The sequence below is a fragment of the Pseudomonas viridiflava genome (assembly GCF_001642795.1).
Taxonomy (GTDB): Bacteria; Pseudomonadota; Gammaproteobacteria; order Pseudomonadales; family Pseudomonadaceae; genus Aquipseudomonas; species Aquipseudomonas viridiflava.
The window spans coordinates 322,098-340,097 of record NZ_LKEH01000026.1 but is presented as its reverse complement, the minus strand read 5'-3'; the positions used below and the strand labels follow the sequence as shown (position 1 = coordinate 340,097).

12 protein-coding genes are annotated in these 18,000 nt (G+C 60.4%); all 12 read left to right on the top strand.

The window, feature by feature from the left end; translation table 11 throughout:
- Positions 1-36: 36 nt before the first annotated feature.
- A complete protein-coding gene (gene rnr / locus AO065_RS14395) occupies positions 37-2,673 on the top strand; it encodes a ribonuclease R (protein WP_004883578.1) in 2,637 nt (878 codons plus the stop codon).
- On the top strand, positions 2,670-3,431 hold the full coding sequence (gene rlmB, locus AO065_RS14390; protein ID WP_004883581.1) for a 23S rRNA (guanosine(2251)-2'-O)-methyltransferase RlmB: 762 nt from the start codon (positions 2,670-2,672) through the stop codon (positions 3,429-3,431). Before rnr ends, rlmB begins: the two co-directional genes overlap by 4 nt.
- Before the next feature lie 245 nt (positions 3,432-3,676).
- Entirely contained in the window at positions 3,677-4,102 is a 426-nt protein-coding gene (gene rpsF / locus AO065_RS14385; protein ID WP_004883583.1) for a 30S ribosomal protein S6, read from the top strand.
- Between the two features lie 28 nt (positions 4,103-4,130).
- Positions 4,131-4,361, top strand: coding sequence for a 30S ribosomal protein S18 (gene rpsR / locus AO065_RS14380; RefSeq protein WP_002551829.1), 231 nt, complete (start codon positions 4,131-4,133; stop codon positions 4,359-4,361).
- A 39-nt stretch (positions 4,362-4,400) separates the two neighbouring features.
- The gene (locus tag AO065_RS14375) at positions 4,401-5,297 is read left to right on the top strand and encodes a YybS family protein (protein WP_004883586.1); all 897 of its coding nucleotides are present in this window, start codon (positions 4,401-4,403) and stop codon (positions 5,295-5,297) included.
- Between the two features lie 19 nt (positions 5,298-5,316).
- Complete coding sequence (gene rplI / locus AO065_RS14370; protein WP_004883587.1) at positions 5,317-5,763, top strand: 50S ribosomal protein L9; 447 nt, start codon at positions 5,317-5,319, stop codon at positions 5,761-5,763.
- 123 nt (positions 5,764-5,886) lie between these two features.
- A complete protein-coding gene (dnaB, locus tag AO065_RS14365; RefSeq protein WP_004883590.1) occupies positions 5,887-7,281 on the top strand; it encodes a replicative DNA helicase in 1,395 nt (464 codons plus the stop codon).
- A 344-nt stretch (positions 7,282-7,625) separates the two neighbouring features.
- Complete coding sequence (locus tag AO065_RS14360) at positions 7,626-9,941, top strand: YgiQ family radical SAM protein (RefSeq protein ID WP_004883591.1); 2,316 nt, start codon at positions 7,626-7,628, stop codon at positions 9,939-9,941.
- A 421-nt stretch (positions 9,942-10,362) separates the two neighbouring features.
- Positions 10,363-13,641: a transglutaminase family protein gene (locus tag AO065_RS14355; protein WP_004883593.1), complete on the top strand. Its 3,279-nt coding sequence runs from the start codon at positions 10,363-10,365 to the stop codon at positions 13,639-13,641.
- Positions 13,642-13,729: 88 nt separating this feature from the next.
- The gene (locus AO065_RS14350) at positions 13,730-16,237 is read left to right on the top strand and encodes a circularly permuted type 2 ATP-grasp protein (protein ID WP_004883594.1); all 2,508 of its coding nucleotides are present in this window, start codon (positions 13,730-13,732) and stop codon (positions 16,235-16,237) included.
- Positions 16,237-17,127: a transglutaminase family protein gene (locus AO065_RS14345; RefSeq protein ID WP_004883596.1), complete on the top strand. Its 891-nt coding sequence runs from the start codon at positions 16,237-16,239 to the stop codon at positions 17,125-17,127. Before AO065_RS14350 ends, AO065_RS14345 begins: the two co-directional genes overlap by 1 nt.
- Before the next feature lie 348 nt (positions 17,128-17,475).
- On the top strand, positions 17,476-17,922 hold the full coding sequence (gene azu, locus AO065_RS14340) for an azurin (RefSeq protein WP_004883598.1): 447 nt from the start codon (positions 17,476-17,478) through the stop codon (positions 17,920-17,922).
- Positions 17,923-18,000: the final 78 nt, after the last annotated feature.

The window sequence follows — 18,000 nt, the reverse complement described above, 5'->3', positions numbered from 1 at the left end:
AACTAACCCCTATATATACAAGGTGAAAACTATCTAATGGCCGATTGGCAGTCCCTCGATCCCGAGGCCGCTCGTGAAGCGGAAAAATACGAAAACCCTATTCCCAGCCGTGAGCTGATCCTTCAGCACCTTGCCGAGCGTGGTTCGCCGGCCAGTCGCGAGCAACTGGTCGAAGAGTTCGGCCTGACCACAGAAGACCAGTTCGAGGCTCTGCGCCGTCGCCTTCGTGCGATGGAGCGCGACGCGCAACTGATCTACACACGTCGTGGCACTTATGCGCCAGTGGACAAGCTCGACTTGATCCTCGGCCGCATCTCCGGCCATCGCGACGGTTTCGGCTTTCTGGTCCCTGATGACGGCTCCGATGACCTGTTCATGAGCCCGGCGCAGATGCGTCTGGTGTTCGATGGCGACCGTGCCTTGGCTCGCGTTTCCGGTCTGGACCGTCGCGGGCGCCGTGAAGGCGTGATCGTCGAGGTTATTTCCCGCGGTCACGAATCCATTGTGGGTCGCTACTTCGAAGAGAGCGGCATCGGTTTCGTCATTCCGGATAACCCGAAAATCCAGCAGGAAGTGCTGGTAACGCCGGGTCGCAACAATGGCGCGAAGATCGGTCAGTTCGTCGAGGTGAAAATCACCCACTGGCCAACGCCGCGCTTCCAGCCGCAGGGCGATGTGGTTGAAGTGGTCGGCAATTACATGGCGCCGGGCATGGAAATCGACGTCGCGCTGCGTACCTACGACATTCCTCATGTATGGCCTGAGGCTGTGCTCAAGGAAGCGGCGAAACTCAAGCCGGAAGTCGAGGACAAGGACAAGGAGCACCGCGTCGATCTGCGTCACCTGCCGTTCGTGACCATCGATGGTGAAGACGCACGCGACTTCGACGATGCCGTCTATTGCGAAGCCAAGCCGGGCAAGCTGCGCCTGTTCTCCGGTGGCTGGAAACTCTACGTGGCGATTGCCGACGTATCGAGCTACGTGAAGATCGGCTCGGCGCTGGACGCCGAATCCCAGGTGCGCGGCAACTCGGTGTACTTCCCCGAGCGTGTCGTGCCGATGCTGCCTGAACAGTTGTCCAACGGCCTGTGCTCGCTGAACCCGCACGTCGATCGTCTGGCCATGGTCTGTGAAATGACCATCTCCAAGACCGGCGAGATGACGGATTACGTGTTCTACGAAGCCGTTATCCATTCCCATGCGCGCCTGACCTACAACAAGGTCAGCACGATTCTGGAACAGCCGAAAACGGCTGAAGCCAAGAGTCTGCGTGGCGAATACGGCGATGTCGTTCCGCACCTCAAGCAGCTTTATGCGTTGTACAAAGTGCTCTTGGGTGCACGTCATGTGCGTGGTGCCATTGACTTCGAAACGCAGGAAACCCGGATCATCTTCGGTTCCGAGCGCAAGATTGCGGAGATTCGTCCGACCACGCGCAACGATGCTCACAAGCTGATCGAGGAATGCATGCTGGCGGCCAACGTGGCCACCGCTGAGTTCCTGAAGAAGCACGAAATCCCTGCGCTCTATCGCGTGCACGATGGCCCGCCGCCAGAGCGTCTGGAAAAGCTCCGTGCTTTCCTGGGTGAGTTGGGTCTGTCATTGCACAAGGGCAAGGATGGTCCGACGCCAAAGGATTATCAGGCGTTGCTTGAAACCGTTCGTGACCGTCCGGACTACCATCTGATCCAGACCGTGATGCTGCGTTCGTTGAGCCAGGCTGTGTACAGTTCGGACAACAACGGCCACTTCGGTCTCAACTATGAAGCCTACACGCACTTCACCTCGCCGATCCGTCGTTACCCGGACCTGCTGACTCACCGCGCAATCCGCAGTGTGATCCGCTCCAAGCAGGACACGCCGCACGTGCGTCGTGCCGGTGCGGCAACCATTCCGAAAGCGCGCATCTATCCGTACGACGAAGCGTTGCTGGAGCAAATGGGCGAGCAGTGCTCAATGAGCGAGCGCCGTGCCGACGAAGCCACTCGCGACGTGGTGAACTGGCTCAAGTGCGAGTACATGAAAGACCGCGTCGGCGAGTCGTTCCCGGGTGTGATCACGGCCGTCACCGGCTTTGGTCTGTTCGTCGAGCTGACCGATATCTATGTCGAAGGTCTGGTGCACGTCACTGCCTTGCCAGGTGACTACTACCACTTCGATCCGCTGCACCATCGTCTTGCCGGCGAACGTACCGGGCGTAATTTCCGCCTGGGCGACACGGTAGAAGTGAAGGTCATGCGCGTCGATCTGGATGAGCGCAAGATCGACTTCGAAATCTCCGAGAAGTCTGCCGCGACCACTTCTTCGCCGGGCCGTAAGCGCCGTGGCCAGGAAACTGCAGCGCCTGCCGCTGCGGCCGAAAAGGAAAAGGCTCCGGCCAAATCCGGGCGTCGTACAGCGGCTACCAAGGAAGCACCGGTCGAGGCCTATCGCCCGAGCGATGCGGCGGCGAAAAACGCAGAAGTGCGCAAGAGCCGTGAAATGAAAAAAGCCCTTCTGGCGGAAGCGAAGGGTGGTAGCAAGGCGTCGTCGGGAAAGTCTGAAAGGCCCGATTCGGGCTCTGCACCTTCCTCAGGCAAGACCAGTAAACATCGTAAAGGTGGCTCGTCGAAAACGGGCTCCGCGTCATCGTCCAAGGGCGGTAGCGTTCGTAAACCCAAGGCCAAGTCATGAGTCAGCTGGAAAAAATCTACGGCGTTCATGCCGTGGAAGCGTTGCTTCGTCATCACCCGAAGCGGGTCAAGCACATCTGGCTCGCTGAGGGTCGCAGCGATCCGCGCGTTCAGGTGCTCGTCGAGCTGGCGGGTCAGAATCGCGTCACCATCGGCCAGGCCGAGCGCCGCGAAATGGACGCCTGGGTTGAGGGTGTGCATCAGGGCGTTGTGGCCGATGTCAGCCCGAGCCAGGTCTGGGGCGAAGCAATGCTTGATGAGCTGCTGGACCGCACCGAAGGCCCGCCTTTGTTGCTGGTGCTCGACGGCGTGACCGATCCGCACAACCTGGGTGCCTGCCTGCGTACCGCCGATGCGGCGGGTGCGCTGGCAGTGATCGTGCCCAAGGACAAGTCTGCAACGCTGACACCGGCTGTACGAAAAGTGGCCTGTGGCGCAGCGGAAGTGATCCCGCTGGTGGCTGTGACCAACCTGGCGCGTACGCTGGAAAAACTGCAGCAGCGCGGCCTGTGGGTTGTCGGTACGGCGGGGGAGGCTGAGCAGGAGTTGTATCAGCAGGACCTGACTGGCCCGACGATCATCATCATGGGCGCCGAAGGCAAGGGCATGCGTCGCCTGACCCGCGAGCACTGCGATTATCTGGTGCGCCTGCCCATGGCCGGTAGCGTCAGTAGCCTGAACGTATCCGTGGCGACAGGCGTTTGTCTGTTCGAAGCGCTGCGTCAGCGCAGCGCCAAGGCGACCGGCAAGAAAGGCTGATAATCAGCTTTTGATTGATCGTGTCCGCGCCTGAGCGTGGACACGATCATCTGCTCCGCCTAGGCACTGGTGATCTGTTCAAATAATCACCAATTGCCTTGCGCCCCACACGCCCCTTCTCTACAATTGCGCCCCTTGCTGTCATGGCAGGCGCGCATGTGCCTGTTCCTGAGCAAGACCAACAGTGTCATTCACTCCTTGTCTGACCGCTTTCGGCGGCAGGCTACAACCCGTAAGGAGCATTCATGCGTCATTACGAAATTATCTTTTTGGTCCACCCGGATCAAAGCGAGCAAGTCGGCGGCATGGTAGAGCGTTACACCAAGCTGATCGAAGAAGACGGCGGCAAAATCCACCGTCTGGAAGATTGGGGCCGTCGTCAACTGGCTTACGCAATCAACAATGTTCACAAGGCTCACTACGTGATGCTGAACGTTGAGTGCTCTGGCAAGGCTCTGGCCGAGCTGGAAGACAACTTCCGTTACAACGATGCTGTGATCCGTAACCTGGTCATCCGTCGCGACGAAGCCGTAACTGGCCAGTCCGAGATGCTCAAGGCTGAAGAAAACCGCAGTGAGCGCCGTGAGCGTCGTGACCGTCCTGAGCACTCCGACAGCGCCGATGGCGATGACGGCGACAACAGCGACGTTAGCGATAACGCTGACGAGTAATCCACGGACCTTTTGAGGAGCCAATTACATGGCACGTTTCTTCCGTCGTCGTAAATTCTGCCGCTTCACCGCTGAAGACGTCAAAGAGATCGATTACAAAGATCTCAACACTCTGAAAGCCTACGTATCCGAGACCGGCAAAATCGTTCCAAGCCGTATCACTGGTACCAAAGCACGTTATCAGCGTCAGCTGGCCACCGCTATCAAGCGCGCCCGCTTCCTGGCCCTGCTGGCCTACACCGACAGCCACGGCCGCTGAGACCAGGTAGTCGACAAAACGTAACAAGGGATAGAAAGCATGCGTGCCCTGGCTGAATTCATCATGCGCGGCCGTATGCAGGCCACTCTCGTAGTGGCTGGATGTGCGGCATTGCCGCTGTTTTTCTGGTTGAGTGCTGCCGCAGGATGCCTTGTGCTTCTGCGGCGCGGGTTCAGTGATGCCGTTGGTGTCCTGTCCTGGGCTCTGCTGCCGGCTTTGGTCTGGTGGTATTTCGGCGAACCACGTGTAGCCATGGTGCTGGCTGGTTCGCTGAGCTTGGCAATGGTGTTGCGTGCCAGCGAGTCCTGGGTCCGCGTGCTGCTGGTCAGCGTAGCGTTGGGTGTGGTGTACGCAGTGGTTCTGGGTGCGGTTTTTGGCGAACCCATTGAAGCAATGTCGCAGGAGTTGCAGAAACACCTGCCGGCGATGCTCTCTGGGCTCTACGAGCAAATGAACGTAGAAGAACGCGCGCGTCTGGGAGCACTGATTGCCTCCGTCCTGATTGGCCTGATAGCGGCCTTGCTGCAAATCGTCAGTGTGCTGAGCCTGATTCTTGGGCGCTACTGGCAAGCGTTGTTGTACAACCCTGGTGGTTTCGGGCGTGAATTTCGCGCCGTGAGACTCCCGCTGGTACCGTCGTTGGTGCTGTTGGTGTGCATGCTGGTGGGACCGAATTTCGGTCCGCAGATGGCAATGCTTACACCTCTCTGCAGCGTACCGCTGGTATTTGCAGGGCTGGCATTGATACACGGACTGGTCGCTGAAAAGCGCCTGTCCAGGTTCTGGCTGGTAGGGATGTACATCACGCTGCTGGTGTTCATGCAGCTGATCTATCCGTTGCTCGTGGTAATTGCCATTGTCGACAGCCTGATTGATTTTCGCGGTCGCCGGGTATCGAAAGATTCCGGCAATGGTCCTGCGAACGGTGAAGGTTAAAAGTTAAGAGGATTTCCACATGCAACTGATCCTTCTGGAAAAAGTCGCCAACCTGGGCAACCTGGGCGACAAAGTAAACGTTAAGGCCGGTTACGGTCGTAACTACCTGCTGCCTTACGGCAAAGCCACCGCTGCAACCGCTGCCAACCTGGCTGCGTTTGAAGAGCGTCGTGCCGAGCTGGAAAAACTGGCCGCAGACAAGAAAGCATCTGCCGAAACTCGTGCTGCCCAACTGGCTGAGCTGGAAGTGACTATCACTGCCACCGCTGGTGACGAAGGCAAGCTGTTCGGTTCGATCGGTACTCACGACATCGCTGATGCACTGACCGCCTCTGGCGTTGAAGTTGCAAAAAGCGAAGTTCGTCTGCCGAACGGCACTATCCGCAACGTTGGCGAATTCGACGTAGCCGTGCACCTGCACAGCGACGTAGAAGCGACCGTACGCGTTGTCGTAGTGGCTGCTTAAGCAGTACGTAATCGTCTGGCGGCATTGCCGTCAGAGGATTAACATCGGGCACGATCCTGTTCACAGGTCGTGCCCTTTGTCTTTGTGGCATCCCTATTCTGTAAACCTCGAATTCAAGTGGCCATGAACGAAATCTCCAGCCCTGAGCAATACGATCTGCAAACCGCTGCCCTCAAGGTGCCGCCACACTCCATCGAGGCCGAACAGGCTGTACTCGGTGGTCTGATGCTGGACAACAACGCCTGGGAGCGGGTGCTCGATCAAGTCTCGGATGGCGATTTCTATCGACATGACCACCGCCTGATCTTCAGGGCTATCGCTCGTCTGGCCGACCAGAACAGCCCGATCGACGTGGTGACGCTGGCCGAGCAACTGGACAAGGAAGGGCAGACCTCGCAGGTCGGCGGCCTTGGCTACCTCAGTGAGCTGGCCAAGAACACGCCGTCGGTTGCCAACATCAAGGCTTATGCGCAAATTGTTCGCGCGCGGGCAACCCTGCGGCAATTGATCGGCATCAGCACCGAAATTGCCGACAGCGCGTTCAACCCCGAAGGCCGTACCGCCGAAGAGATTCTTGATGAGGCCGAACGGCAGATCTTCCAGATTGCCGAAGCGCGGCCCAAGACCGGCGGTCCGGTCAGCGTTAACGACCTGCTGACCAAGGCCATCGACCGTATCGATACCCTGTTCAACAGTGATAACGCGATCACCGGCCTGTCCACCGGTTATACCGATCTGGATGAAAAGACCAGCGGCTTGCAACCGTCCGACCTGATCATCGTTGCCGGTCGTCCGTCGATGGGTAAGACCACCTTCGCGATGAACCTCGTCGAGAACGCCGTGTTGCGCAGCGACAAGGTCGTGCTGGTCTACTCCCTCGAGATGCCAGGCGAATCGCTGATCATGCGTATGCTGTCGTCGCTGGGTCGTATCGACCAGACCAAGGTGCGTGCTGGTCAACTGGACGACGACGATTGGCCGCGCCTGACGTCGGCCGTCAACCTGCTCAATGACCGTAAGCTGTTCATCGACGATACGGCCGGTATCAGCCCTTCGGAAATGCGCGCCCGTACCCGTCGTGTGGTGCGCGAGCATGGCGATGTGGCCATGATCATGATCGATTACCTGCAGTTGATGCAGATTCCGGGATCGAGCGGTGATAACCGCACCAACGAGATTTCCGAGATTTCCCGCTCGTTGAAAGCGCTGGCCAAGGAATTCAACTGCCCGGTCATCGCCCTGTCGCAGCTCAACCGATCGCTGGAACAGCGCCCCAACAAGCGCCCGATCAACTCCGACCTCCGGGAATCCGGAGCGATCGAGCAGGACGCCGACGTCATCATGTTCGTGTACCGGGACGAGGTGTATCACCCGGAGACCGAGCACAAGGGCATTGCCGAGATCATCATCGGTAAACAGCGTAACGGTCCCATTGGTACCACGCGCCTGGCGTTCATCGGTAAATACACCCGCTTCGAGAACCTCGCGCCGGGCAGTTACAACTTCGACGACGATTGAGGATTTGATCGTTCCCACGCTCCAGCGTGGTAACGCCGCCCAGAACGCTCCGCGTCCGCTCTCGAATGTGACGCAGAGCGTCACGGGCGGCATACCCACGCAGAGCGTGGGCACGATCAGTGTAGATACAGACTTGTGTATAACGACGAGCGCGGAGCAATGGGCACGATCAGTGTCGAGGTAGGCTTGTGTATAACGCCAGGCGCAGCTCCGCGTCCCGATTCGCGAACATCATGGAGTTGCATCGCTCCATTCAATTCCGACCGCCGCAGTCGGACTTGATCAAAAAATGTGCTATATTCCGCGCCCGCGATTTTTCCAACGTGCAAACGTAGGTCCTGAACATGCAAGCAGCCAAGCCGTTATTTGACTATCCCAAGTACTGGGCCGAATGTTTCGGACCAGCACCCTTCCTGCCCATGAGTCGGGAAGAGATGGATCTGCTTGGCTGGGATTCCTGCGACATCATCATCGTGACCGGTGATGCGTACGTGGATCACCCGTCGTTCGGCATGGCGATCATCGGGCGTCTGCTCGAGTCCCAGGGCTTTCGCGTGGGCATCATTGCCCAGCCCAACTGGCAGTCCAAAGACGACTTCATGAAACTCGGCGAGCCGAACCTGTTCTTCGGTGTCGCTGCCGGCAACATGGACTCGATGATCAACCGCTACACCGCAGACAAGAAAATTCGCTCCGATGACGCCTACACGCCAGGCGGCATGGCGGGCAAGCGTCCGGACCGCGCGAGCCTGGTCTACAGCCAGCGCTGCAAGGAAGCGTACAAGCACGTGCCGATCGTGCTCGGCGGCATCGAAGCCTCGCTGCGCCGCATTGCGCACTACGACTACTGGCAGGACAAGGTCCGCAACTCGATCCTGATCGACGCCTGCGCCGACATTCTGCTGTACGGCAACGCCGAGCGTGCGATTGTTGAAGTTGCCCAGCGCCTGTCCTATGGCCAGAAGGTTGAAGACATCACGGATGTGCGCGGCACCGCGTTCATTCGTCGTGACACGCCGCAAGGCTGGTACGAAGTCGACTCCACGCGCATCGACCGTCCGGGCAAGATCGACAAGATCATCAACCCGTACGTCAACACCCAGGACACTGAGGCCTGCGCCATCGAGCAGGAAAAAGGCCCGGTTGAAGACCCGAACGAACCCAAGGTTGTGCAGATTCTCGCCAGCCCGCGCATGACCCGTGACAAGACAGTCATTCGTCTGCCGTCGGTAGAGAAAGTGCGTAACGACGCCGTTCTGTATGCCCACGCCAACCGTGTGTTGCACCTGGAAACCAACCCGGGCAACGCCCGTGCGCTGGTGCAGAAGCATGGCGAAGTGGACGTCTGGTTCAACCCGCCGCCCATTCCGATGACCACCGAAGAAATGGACTACGTGTTCGGCATGCCCTACGCACGTGTTCCACATCCTGCGTACGGTAAGGAAAAAATTCCGGCCTACGACATGATCCGCTTCTCGGTGAACATCATGCGTGGCTGCTTCGGCGGCTGCACCTTCTGCTCCATTACCGAGCACGAAGGCCGCATCATTCAGAACCGTTCCGAAGAGTCGATCATTCGCGAAATCGAAGAGATCCGCGACAAAGTGCCTGGCTTCACCGGCGTCATTTCCGATCTCGGCGGGCCGACCGCGAACATGTACCGCATCGCCTGCAAGAGCCCGGAAATCGAATCCGCGTGCCGCAAGCCGTCCTGCGTGTTCCCCGGTATTTGTCCGAATCTGAACACCGATCACTCCTCGCTGATTCAGCTGTATCGCAGTGCGCGTGCCTTGCCGGGCGTGAAGAAGATCCTGATCGCTTCGGGGCTGCGTTACGACCTGGCTGTCGAATCGCCGGAATACGTCAAGGAGCTGGTGACGCACCACGTCGGCGGTTACCTGAAGATCGCCCCGGAACACACCGAGGAAGGTCCGCTCAATCAGATGATGAAGCCGGGCATTGGCAGCTATGACAAGTTCAAGCGCATGTTCGAGAAGTACACCAAGGAAGCGGGCAAGGAGCAGTACCTGATTCCTTACTTCATCGCGGCCCACCCGGGCACCACCGATGAAGACATGATGAACCTGGCGCTGTGGCTCAAGGGCAATGGCTTCCGTGCTGATCAGGTGCAGGCGTTCTACCCGTCGCCAATGGCCACCGCCACGGCCATGTACCATTCAGGCAAGAACCCGCTGCGCAAGGTCACGTACAAAAGCGACGCGGTCACCATCGTCAAAAGCGAGGCGCAGCGTCGTCTGCACAAGGCATTTCTGCGCTACCACGATCCGAAAGGCTGGCCGATGCTGCGTGAAGCACTGGAACGCATGGGTCGCTCCGACCTGATCGGTTCGGGCAAGGATCAACTGATTCCGCTGCATCAGCCTGCCACCGACAGCTACCAGAGTGCGCGTCGCAAGAACTCGACACCGGCGGGCAGTCACAAGGTTGCCAAGGCAGCCAAGACCACGCTGATCCAGACCCAGCACACCGGCCTGCCGCCACGCGGCAGTGACGGCAGCAAGCCATGGGACAAGCGCGAGGAAGCCAAGGCCGCTGCCATGGCCCGCAACAAGCAGGCTGCCAAGGAACGTATGGAAGCGGCCAAGGGCGGGAAGGGCAAAGGCGGCAAGCCACCCCGCAAGCCAGTGGTGCCGCGCTAGGTCACCTGCAAGCGAACGCGGGCTTATACACAAGCCTGCCTCGACGCTGATCGTGCCCGTCGCGCGTGGGCGCGCATCTCGTGACGCTCTGCGTCACATCACGGCCGGACGCAGAGCGTGGGAACGATCAGTGTCGGGGCCTCACGGGACGCTCCGCGTCCCAATGGCACTGATTACTCGGATCAGTCCGCTTCCCCGCAGCTCCCTAGCGTCAATCAGATACTTCACCTCCCGTCTCATCCCTCTGCCACACTGTCTGCCACATTATCGTGCGACCCTTGCACGCTCGGCGCCGGCTGGCGCGATTTTGGTGCCTTGTCCGTTCAGGCACGTAATGCCAGCGTCGCAGGCGCAGGACTTTGGCCGGATGGCATAAGTCTTGCGCGGATCATTTACCGTTCAGGCTCGCAGGAGGCACGCCGTGTCGATTCATATTGCCTTGCACCATGTCACGCATTACCGCTACGAACGCGCCGTCGAACTGGGTCCGCAGATTGTTCGCCTGCGCCCGGCGGCCCATAGCCGCACGCGTGTGCTGTCCTACTCGCTGAAAGTGCAGCCTGAAAACCACTTCATCAACTGGCAGCAGGACCCGCAGGGCAACTACCTGGCACGTCTGGTCTTCCCCGAGAAAACCGACGAGTTTCGTGTCGAGGTCGATCTGGTCGCCGAGATGGCGGTCTTCAATCCGTTCGACTTTTTCCTCGAACCCTATGCCGAAAACATCCCGTTCCTGTACGCCAGCGAAGAGCAGCGCGAGCTGGCGCCGTATCTGGAAAAACTGCCGCTGACGCCTAAATTCCAGGCGTACCTGGACAGCATCAGTCGCGAACCGATACCGGCCATCGACTTTCTGGTTGGGCTCAACCAGCGCCTGAGCCAGGACGTCGCATACCTGATCCGCATGGAGCCGGGTGTACAAACCCCTGAGTACACCCTGGAAAACGCCTCAGGCTCCTGCCGTGACTCGGCCTGGCTGCTGGTGCAGTTGCTGCGCCACCTGGGCATGGCGGCGCGCTTTGTGTCGGGCTACCTGATTCAGCTCAAGGCCGACGTTGCCGCACTGGACGGTCCGTCCGGTACTGACGTCGACTTCACTGACCTGCACGCATGGTGCGAGGTTTATTTGCCAGGCGCAGGCTGGGTCGGTCTGGACGCTACCTCCGGCCTGTTTGCGGGCGAAGGGCATATTCCGTTGGCGTGCAGCCCGGAACCGTCTTCTGCGGCGCCGATCAGCGGGCTGGTCGAACCGTGCGAAACGCAGTTCAGCCATGAAATGTCGGTCGAACGGATCTGGGAGGCGCCACGCGTCACCAAGCCGTACACGGAAGAGCAATGGCAGGACATTCAGGCCTTGGGTCATCAGATCGACGCTGACCTGCAACGCGACGACGTGCGCCTGACCATGGGCGGTGAGCCGACCTTCGTTTCCATTGATGATCGTGACGGCGCGGAATGGAACACCGCCGCGCTCGGCCCGAAAAAACGCGAGCTGTCAGCCGAGCTGTTCCAGCGCATGCGGGCGCATTACGCACCGTTGGGCATCGTGCACTTCGGACAGGGCAAGTGGTATCCGGGCGAGCAACTGCCGCGCTGGTCGCTGAACTGCTTCTGGCGCAAGGACGGTCAGCCGGTCTGGCACAACGACGCGCTGATCGCCAGCGAGACTGAAGACTACGGTGTCACCGGCGAACTGGCAGGGCGCTTTCTGGCCAGCGTCGCCGAGCGGCTGAAGCTGCCGACCCGCTTCGTGTTTCCGGCCTATGAAGACAATTACTACTACCTGTGGCGCGAAGGCGCGCTGCCGGTGAATGTCACCGCCGAGGATTCAAGGCTCGGCGACGAGATGGAGCGTGCTCGTCTGCGCAAGGTCTTCGCTCAGGGCCTGGACAAGGTCATCGGTCAGGTGCTGCCGTTGGCGCGTACCGCTGATGGCGACAGTTGGCAGAGCGGGCGCTGGTACCTGCGTGACGATCATTGCCGTCTGGTGCCGGGCGATTCGGCGCTGGGCTATCGTCTGCCGCTGGCTTCGCAGCCGTGGGTCAAGGCGGCGGAGTACCCGTTCATTCATCCGACCGACCACAACCAGGCCTTCCCGGAACTGGATGACAGCGACTCGCTGATCGAGCAGCTCAAGTCCTCCGACACCGATGCCGAGCGCGCGCCCAAGCTTGACGAGTCTGCCGACTGGCTGACCCGCACAGCCCTGTGTGCCGAAGCGCGTGAAGGGCGTCTGTACCTGTTCATGCCGCCGCTGCAGAAGCTTGAGGAGTACCTCGAACTGGTCGCGGTGATCGAAGCGACGGCCGAAGAGTTGAAGTGTCCGGTGTTGCTGGAAGGCTACGAGCCGCCGAGCGACCCGCGTCTGTGCAATTTCCGCATTACCCCGGATCCGGGCGTGATCGAAGTGAACGTGCAGCCGTCCGCCAGTTGGGATCAGCTTGTTGAACGCACCGAGTTTCTTTACGAGCAGGCGCGCCTGACGCGTCTGACCACCGAAAAATTCATGATCGACGGTCGCCACACCGGGACAGGCGGCGGCAACCACTTCGTCATGGGTGGCGCAACACCTGCCGACTCGCCGTTCCTGCGCCGTCCCGACCTGCTGCGCAGCCTGATCAGCTACTGGCACAATCACCCGTCGCTGTCGTACCTGTTTTCCGGCCTGTTCATCGGCCCGACCTCGCAGGCCCCGCGCATCGACGAAGCGCGTAACGACTCGCTGTACGAGATGGAAATCGCCTTCTCGCAAATGCCCGAGCCCGGTGAAGAAGTGGCACCGTGGGTCGTGGACCGTTTGCTGCGCAACCTGCTGATCGACGTGACCGGCAACACACACCGTGCCGAGTTCTGCATCGACAAGCTGTACTCGCCTGACGGTGCAACCGGGCGTCTGGGTTTGCTGGAGCTGCGTGCTTTCGAGATGCCGCCGCATGCGCGCATGAGCCTGGCTCAGCAATTACTGCTGCGCGCACTGGTGGCGCGCTTCTGGCGTGAACCTTATGCGCCCGCCAAGCTGGCCCGCTGGGGCACGCAATTGCATGACCGGTTCATGTTGCCGCACTTCATCGAGCAGGATTTCGCTGACGTCGTGGCCGACCTCAACAGCGCCGGTTATCCGGTGCGTGCCGACTGGTTCGCGGCGCACCTGGAGTTCCGTTTCCCGAAAGTCGGTGATTACGCCGTCAATGGTATCCAGCTTGAATTGCGTCAGGCGCTGGAGCCTTGGCATGTACTGGGTGAAGAGGGGTCGGGCGGTGGTGCAGTGCGTTACGTGGATTCGTCACTGGAGCGCCTGCAGGTGCATCTCACCGGCCTGCCGCCGCAGCGCTACATGCTGACCTGCAATGGCATTCCCGTGCCGCTGCAGCCAACCGGACAGGCAGGCGAGTTCGTCGCGGGCGTGCGTTATCGCGCCTGGCAGCCTGCCAACTGTCTGCAACCGACCATCGGTGTGCATGCGCCATTGGTCTTCGACCTGCTCGACACCTGGATGCACCGCTCACTGGGCGGCTGCGAGTATCATGTCGCCCATCCGGGCGGGCGCAACTATGAAACCTTGCCGGTCAACGCCAACGAAGCGGAAAGCCGCCGCATGTCGCGTTTCTTCCGCATTGGCCATACACCGGGCAAATTGGAGGTCCCGTCGCTCAACATTAACGACGAACTGCCGATGACGCTGGATATGCGCCTGCACTGAGTCTGCGTCAACAGTGAGTCGGGTGCGCACGGACGTGACACCTGACCGCTTCATCTGAAGTCCTTTTTGCTGCCCTGCCGAGCCTTCCATGCCCGACTTGCTTGACCGATACCCGCTGTCCGAGGGTACCTACCACGAGATGCTCGATGCCGACGGGACAGTTCGTCCTCATTGGCGGCGTCTCTACGAGCACATGCGACGCAGCTCGCCTGCGCAGCTGACCCAGCGTCAGGCACTGCTGACCCGGCAGATTCAGGAAAACGGCGTGACCTACAACGTCTATGCCGATCCCAAGGGCGCTGATCGTCCGTGGGAACTGGACTTGTTGCCGCACATCATTCCGGCTGACGAGTGGGCGCATGTGGCGGCCGGTATCGCTCAGCGCGGACGGCTGCTCAATGCGGTGCTTGCCGACCTGTATGGCCCGCAGACCCTGATCGCCCAGGGGCTGCTGCCTGCCGAGCTGGTCTTCGGGCATAACAACTTTCTGTGGCCGTGCCAGGGCGTCAAGCCGCCCGAGGACACGTTCCTGCACATGTACGCCGTTGATCTGGCGCGCACGCCCGATGGTCGCTGGTGGGTGACGGCTGACCGGACCCAGGCGCCCTCTGGTGCAGGTTATGCGCTGGAAAACCGCCAGATCGTCGCCCGTGCCTTGCCGGAAACCTACCGTGATCTGCAGGTGCGGCATCTATCCGGTTTCTTCGGTGCCTTGCAGCAAACGCTGGCGCGCCAGGCGCCTACCAGCAATGAAGCGCCGCTGATCGTGTTGCTGACGCCCGGCCGTTTCAACGAAAGCTATTTCGAACACCTGTACCTGGCGCGGCAGCTGGGTTATCCACTGGTGGAAGGTGGCGACCTCACGGTGCGTGACGCCACGGTCTTTCTGAAGACTCTCAGCGGTCTGCGCCGGGTGCACGCCATCATGCGCCGTCTGGACGATGACTTCTGCGATCCGCTGGAGCTGCGTACTGACTCGGCACTGGGCGTGCCGGGGCTGCTGGAAGCCGTGCGTCAAGGCAATGTGCTGGTGGCCAACGCCTTGGGCAGTGGTGTGCTGGAGTCGCCGGGGCTGCTGGGCTTTCTGCCGAAAATCTGCGAGTACCTGTTCGGCGAGGAACTGATCCTGCCGTCCGTGGCGACCTGGTGGTGCGGCGAGCCGCCCGTGCTGGCACAGGCACTCGAAAAGCTTCCTGAACTCCTGATCAAACCTGCGTTTCCGTCGCAGCATTTCGTGCCCGTATTTGGCCGCGACCTGGACGAGGAACAACGCAAGGCACTGGCCGCGCGCATGCAGGCCCGGCCTTATGCCTACGTCGCGCAGGAACTGGCGCAGCTGTCTCACGCGCCCGTTCTGCAGGCTGATGGCGAAGCCTTGCAGCCGCGCGCCATTGGCATGCGGGTGTACGCCGTCGCGGGCCTTGACGGTTATCGTGTCCTGCCCGGCGGTCTGACCCGCGTGGCGGCCGATGCCGATGCCGATGTGGTTTCGATGCAGCGTGGCGGTGCCAGCAAGGACACCTGGGTGCTGGGCGAGCGCTCCTACAGTGGCGTGCATCCCGGCGAGCCTTTGAAAGGCCAGCGTGCCTTGGGCGTCTATGACCTGATCCGGCGTGATCCCTACCTGCCGTCGCGGGTTGTGGAAAACCTGTTCTGGTTCGGGCGTTACTGCGAGCGCTGCGACGACAGCGCGCGCCTGCTGCGCATCATGTTCACCCGCTATGTCGACGATGATGATCCGCAAGCCTTGCAGGCTGCCGTGACGCTGGCCGAAAGTCTCGGCGTACTGCCCGAGGCCGAGGAAGACGAAACGCTGCAACACCGGCTGCTGACTGCACTGTTGGGTGATGAGTGGCCGTTCAGCCTGCGCGCCAACCTGCAGCGTCTGCAGTGGGCGGCCTCGCAAGTGCGCGGCAAGCTGTCGAGAGAGAACTGGCAGGCACTGGTCGAGTTGCAGCGCGAAGCCATGAGCCTGGAATCCGAAGATCCCGACTTCGGCGAACTGCTGGATTTCCTCAACCGTCTGGTGATGTCGCTGGCCGCGCTGTCCGGTTTTGCGCTGGATGACATGACCCGCGACGAGGGCTGGAGCTTTCTGATGATTGGGCGGCGTATCGAGCGCCTGAAGTTTCTCAGCATGAGCCTGGCGGCGTTCTTGCGTGGCACCACCGTGTCGGATCAGGCAGGCCTGGAATGGCTGCTGGAGCTGGGCAACAGCAGCATCACGTATCGCTCGCGCTACATGGCGGTGCCGCACTTGATTCCGGTGCTGGACCTTTTGTTGCTCGATGACCAGAACCCCCACGCCGTGCTGTTTCAGCTCAAGCTGGTGCAGCGCTCGTTGCGCCGCTTGAGCGACAACTTCGACGCGCCGCGTGACAACAGCCTCACGGTTATGGCACAGCGTCTGGCGGCTTTCGATCTCGGCAGTCTGGAAAATCCGCTGTTCGGTCAGAGCAGCATCGATGCGGTGCTGGACGGTCTCGCGGACCTCTTGCAAGGCATCGGCGAAAGCGCCGGTCAAGCCTCTGATCGTCTGGCCTTGCGTCACTTTGCCCACGTCGATGACGTCAGCCAACGCACGGTGTCCGTCTGATGAGCGCCCTTTACCAGATTTTTCACGACACACACTACAAGTACGACAGCCCGGTGTCGCTGGCCCAGCAACTGGCGCACCTGTGGCCGCGAAGCAGCCCTTGGCAGCGTTGCATCGAACAGAGCCTGGAGATTTTTCCGACGCCTACCACGCGACGCGATGAACTGGACGTGTTCGGCAATCCGCTGACCCGGCTGGCCTTCGAACGTCCGCACGACGAATTGCAGGTCAATGCGCGTCTGCAGATCGAGGTGCTGGAACGGCCGTATCTGGACTTCAACCTGTCGCCGGAATGGGAAGTCACGCGTAGTGCGCTGACCTACAGTGCCAAGCCAATGACCGCTGATGTGCTGGAAGCCTGTCGCTACCGTTTCGAATCGCCCTACGTGCACTTGAAACGCTCGTTCGTCGAGTTCTCGCAGGACTGCTTTCCACCGGGGCGGCCGTTGCTGCTCGGTGTGCAGGCGCTGATGGAAAAGATATTCGACGAGTTCACCTTCGACAGCGAAGCCACTCAAGTGGCGACGCCGTTGGTAGAAGTGCTGGAGCGCAGGCGCGGGGTCTGTCAGGACTTCGCGCACCTCATGCTCGCCTGCCTACGTTCCCGTGGGCTGGCGGCGCGTTATGTCAGCGGCTATCTGCTGACCCAGCCACCCCCCGGACAGCCTCGCCTGATCGGTGCGGACGCCTCGCATGCCTGGGTGTCGGTGTTCTGTCCTGCGTCGGGCTGGGTCGATTTCGACCCGACCAACAACGTGCAGCCTGCGCTGGAACACATCAGTCTGGCGTGGGGGCGCGACTTCTCCGATGTATCGCCATTGCGCGGTGTCATTCTGGGCGGCGGCACGCATGACCCCGAAGTGCGGGTCACGGTCATGCCGGTCGCCTGAGCCGCGCTTAATTCCCGGTGTCCGCCAAACGTTTATTACTCGGCGGCATCGACCCATTCAGACGCTATGCCGGGCCCGGTCGTACGCATCGTGCGGACAACTGGCGCTTGCGCCACAGGCGTAAGCGGCGAGCAGACTGCGAAACAGACTATTGAGTTGCATGAAGGTCTTTCCATGGGGAGGGCGATGTGCCGATGGTAGAGTGACGCTCCGTGTCTGGCTGTTTGATTGTTTCGATGGCACCGATAGTTCGTGCGCCTTTCGCTCGCCATTGGAACCCCGCCGCTATTCGACGCTCTGTTTTCAATCGTCGCTTTTAAATCTGAAGTACCTGCCCTGGAGATTCAAATGATCCGCAAGCTTGTAGCGATTTCCCTGTTGACGCTGGCCAGTGGTCAACTGCTGGCGGCCGAGTGTTCCACCACCATCGACTCTACCGATCAGATGATGTACGACAAGAAAGCCATCGAGATCGACAAGAGCTGCAAGAGCTTCACCGTCAACCTCACGCACTCCGGCAGCCTGCCGAAGAACGTCATGGGGCATAACTGGGTATTGAGCAAGAAGGCCGACGCTCAAGGCGTGACCACTGACGGCATGAGCGTCGGAATCGACAAGGACTACATCAAGGAAGGCGACCCACGCGTCATCGCCCACACCAAAATCATCGGCGCGGGTGAGAAGGACTCGGTGACATTCGATGTTTCGAAGCTCGACCCTGCCGAAAGCTATGAGTTCTTCTGCACGTTCCCTGGCCACATCGCGATGATGAAAGGCAGCGTAACGCTGAAGTAATTGATCGCCGTGTCTATGATCGTCCGCCACGCTGGAATGTGACGCAGAGCGTCACGAGCTGCATACCGACGCGGAGCA

Bases quoted from the DNA above. Each gene is read 5' to 3' on its own strand.
- rnr (WP_004883578.1), top strand. From the start codon at position 37: ATGGCCGATTGGCAGTCCCTCGATCCCGAGGCCGCTCGTGAAGCGGAA.
- rlmB (WP_004883581.1), top strand. From the start codon at position 2,670: ATGAGTCAGCTGGAAAAAATCTACGGCGTTCATGCCGTGGAAGCGTTG.
- rpsF (WP_004883583.1), top strand. From the start codon at position 3,677: ATGCGTCATTACGAAATTATCTTTTTGGTCCACCCGGATCAAAGCGAG.
- rpsR (WP_002551829.1), top strand. From the start codon at position 4,131: ATGGCACGTTTCTTCCGTCGTCGTAAATTCTGCCGCTTCACCGCTGAA.
- AO065_RS14375 (WP_004883586.1), top strand. From the start codon at position 4,401: ATGCGTGCCCTGGCTGAATTCATCATGCGCGGCCGTATGCAGGCCACT.
- rplI (WP_004883587.1), top strand. From the start codon at position 5,317: ATGCAACTGATCCTTCTGGAAAAAGTCGCCAACCTGGGCAACCTGGGC.
- dnaB (WP_004883590.1), top strand. From the start codon at position 5,887: ATGAACGAAATCTCCAGCCCTGAGCAATACGATCTGCAAACCGCTGCC.
- AO065_RS14360 (WP_004883591.1), top strand. From the start codon at position 7,626: ATGCAAGCAGCCAAGCCGTTATTTGACTATCCCAAGTACTGGGCCGAA.
- AO065_RS14350 (WP_004883594.1), top strand. From the start codon at position 13,730: ATGCCCGACTTGCTTGACCGATACCCGCTGTCCGAGGGTACCTACCAC.
- AO065_RS14345 (WP_004883596.1), top strand. From the start codon at position 16,237: ATGAGCGCCCTTTACCAGATTTTTCACGACACACACTACAAGTACGAC.
- azu (WP_004883598.1), top strand. From the start codon at position 17,476: ATGATCCGCAAGCTTGTAGCGATTTCCCTGTTGACGCTGGCCAGTGGT.